At 52.6% G+C, this 2,948-nt stretch carries 1 rRNA gene; it reads left to right on the top strand.

Features of this window, described 5'->3' with window-relative positions:
- Nucleotides 1-9: 9 nt before the first annotated feature.
- Nucleotides 10-2,942, top strand: a 23S ribosomal RNA gene (locus FNK51_RS13360).
- The last annotated feature ends 6 nt before the right edge of the window (nt 2,943-2,948 follow it).

Here is a 2,948-nt window from a genome sequence, read left to right as displayed (position 1 = left end):
TTTTTTAACGGTTAAGTTAGAAAGGGCGCACGGTGGATGCCTTGGCACTAGGAGCCGATGAAGGACGGGACTAACACCGATATGCTTCGGGGAGCTGTAAGTAAGCTTTGATCCGGAGATTTCCGAATGGGGAAACCCACTGTTCGTAATGGAACAGTATCTTTACCTGAATACATAGGGTACTGAAGGCAGACCCGGGGAACTGAAACATCTAAGTACCCGGAGGAAGAGAAAGCAAACGCGATTTCCTGAGTAGCGGCGAGCGAAACGGAATTAGCCCAAACCAAGAGGCTTGCCTCTTGGGGTTGTAGGACACTCAACATGGAGTTACAAAGGAACGGGGTAAATGAAGTGACCTGGAAAGGTCCGTCGAAGAAGGTAAAAACCCTGTAGTTGAAACTTCGTTCCCTCCTGAGTGGATCCTGAGTACGGCGGGACACGAGAAATCCCGTCGGAAGCAGGGAGGACCATCTCCCAAGGCTAAATACTCCCTAGTGACCGATAGTGAACCAGTACCGTGAGGGAAAGGTGAAAAGCACCCCGGAAGGGGAGTGAAATAGATCCTGAAACCGTGTGCCTACAAGTAGTCAAAGCCCGTTAATGGGTAATGGCGTGCCTTTTGTAGAATGAACCGGCGAGTTACGATTTCATGCGAGGTTAAGTTGATGAGACGGAGCCGCAGCGAAAGCGAGTCTGAATAGGGCGAATGAGTATGAGGTCGTAGACCCGAAACCAGGTGATCTACCCATGTCCAGGGTGAAGTTCAGGTAACACTGAATGGAGGCCCGAACCCACGCACGTTGAAAAGTGCGGGGATGAGGTGTGGGTAGCGGAGAAATTCCAATCGAACCTGGAGATAGCTGGTTCTCTCCGAAATAGCTTTAGGGCTAGCCTCAAGATGAGAGTATTGGAGGTAGAGCACTGATTGGACTAGGGGCCCCCAACGGGTTACCGAATTCAGTCAAACTCCGAATGCCAAATACTTATTCTTGGGAGTCAGACTGCGAGTGATAAGATCCGTAGTCGAAAGGGAAACAGCCCAGACCACCAGCTAAGGTCCCAAAGTATACGTTAAGTGGAAAAGGATGTGGAGTTGCTTAGACAACCAGGATGTTGGCTTAGAAGCAGCCACCATTTAAAGAGTGCGTAATAGCTCACTGGTCGAGTGACTCCGCGCCGAAAATGTACCGGGGCTAAACGTATCACCGAAGCTGTGGATTGACACCATTAGGTGTCGATGGTAGGAGAGCGTTCTAAGGGCGTTGAAGTCAGACCGGAAGGACTGGTGGAGCGCTTAGAAGTGAGAATGCCGGTATGAGTAGCGAAAGAAGGGTGAGAATCCCTTCCACCGAATGCCTAAGGTTTCCTGAGGAAGGCTCGTCCGCTCAGGGTTAGTCGGGACCTAAGCCGAGGCCGAAAGGCGTAGGCGATGGACAACAGGTTGATATTCCTGTACCACCTATACATCGTTTGAACGATGGGGGGACGCAGAAGGATAGGGTAAGCGCGCTGTTGGATATGCGCGTCCAAGCAGTTAGGCCGGAAACGAGGCAAATCCCGTTTCCATTAAGGCGGAGCTGTGATGGCGAGGGAAATATAGTACCGAAGTTCCTGATTCCACGCTGCCAAGAAAAGCCTCTAGTGAGATGTAAGGTGCCCGTACCGCAAACCGACACAGGTAGGCGAGGAGAGAATCCTAAGGTGTGCGAGAGAACTCTCGTTAAGGAACTCGGCAAAATGACCCCGTAACTTCGGGAGAAGGGGTGCTTTTTAGGGTGAATAGCCCAGAAAAGCCGCAGTGAATAGGCCCAGGCGACTGTTTAGCAAAAACACAGGTCTCTGCGAAGCCGCAAGGCGAAGTATAGGGGCTGACACCTGCCCGGTGCTGGAAGGTTAAGGGGAGAGGTTAGCGCAAGCGAAGCTTTGAACCGAAGCCCCAGTAAACGGCGGCCGTAACTATAACGGTCCTAAGGTAGCGAAATTCCTTGTCGGGTAAGTTCCGACCCGCACGAAAGGTGTAACGATCTGGGCACTGTCTCAACGAGAGACTCGGTGAAATTATAGTACCTGTGAAGATGCAGGTTACCCGCGACAGGACGGAAAGACCCCGTGGAGCTTTACTGCAGCCTGATATTGAATTTTGGTACAGCTTGTACAGGATAGGTAGGAGCCTGAGAAGCCGGAGCGCTAGCTTCGGTGGAGGCGTTGGTGGGATACTACCCTGGCTGTATTGAAATTCTAACCCGCGCCCCTTATCGGGGTGGGAGACAGTGTCAGGTGGGCAGTTTGACTGGGGCGGTCGCCTCCTAAAGAGTAACGGAGGCGCCCAAAGGTTCCCTCAGAATGGTTGGAAATCATTCGTAGAGTGTAAAGGCACAAGGGAGCTTGACTGCGAGACCTACAAGTCGAGCAGGGACGAAAGTCGGGCTTAGTGATCCGGTGGTTCCGCATGGAAGGGCCATCGCTCAACGGATAAAAGCTACCCCGGGGATAACAGGCTTATCTCCCCCAAGAGTCCACATCGACGGGGAGGTTTGGCACCTCGATGTCGGCTCATCGCATCCTGGGGCTGTAGTCGGTCCCAAGGGTTGGGCTGTTCGCCCATTAAAGCGGTACGCGAGCTGGGTTCAGAACGTCGTGAGACAGTTCGGTCCCTATCCGTCGCGGGCGCAGGAAATTTGAGAGGAGCTGTCCTTAGTACGAGAGGACCGGGATGGACGCACCGCTGGTGTACCAGTTGTCTTGCCAAAGGCATAGCTGGGTAGCTACGTGCGGACGGGATAAGTGCTGAAAGCATCTAAGCATGAAGCCCCCCTCAAGATGAGATTTCCCATGGCGCAAGCTAGTAAGATCCCTGAAAGATGATCAGGTTGATAGGTCAGAGGTGGAAGCGTGGCGACATGTGGAGCTGACTGATACTAATAGATCGAGGACTTAACCAACGCTTT

It is taken from the genome of Bacillus sp. B4EP4a (genome assembly GCF_006680105.1).
GTDB classification, from domain to species: Bacteria; Bacillota; Bacilli; order Bacillales; family DSM-1321; genus Peribacillus; species Peribacillus simplex_E.
This window is presented reverse-complemented; position numbering and strand designations above follow the sequence as displayed.